Origin of the sequence: Endozoicomonas atrinae (assembly GCF_001647025.1) — a bacterium.
In the GTDB taxonomy this organism is placed as follows: Bacteria; Pseudomonadota; Gammaproteobacteria; order Pseudomonadales; family Endozoicomonadaceae; genus Endozoicomonas; species Endozoicomonas atrinae.
The window spans coordinates 1-336 of the sequence record NZ_LUKQ02000833.1; the positions used below are offsets into that span (position 1 = coordinate 1).

General features: G+C 44.3%; 1 pseudogene. It reads right to left on the reverse strand.

What is annotated here, in order from left to right:
• Positions 1 to 146 precede the first annotated feature (146 nt).
• Positions 147 to 336: pseudogene (locus AK963_RS36445) on the reverse strand (IS630 family transposase); the annotation flags it as partial.

Consider the following 336-nt stretch of genomic DNA (forward strand, 5'->3'; position numbering starts at 1 on the left):
TCACCGACAACTTCCATGGTGATCGCTTCACTATCAGTGAGCTTTGGTGGAAACCCTCGAAGTCGCAGTGGCACAGGAAAAAGCTCTTTTACCAAATCGTCGATCAAGCAGTAGACTGTAGTGATAATACCAATTGAATTTTCTAACTACTGTATAACTGCCCAATCACGGGAGCACAGACTGAACAGTCGACCAGCTTCGCTGCAAAGGTTATTCCAAGCTTCACAGCAACAATCTACAATATTTTCATAACCTGAAAATGCTTTGTTTGATAAGTCATGCTCCCGCATCCACTCCCATAGCCTTTCTGAGCTGTTTAACTCCGGTGCGAATGGT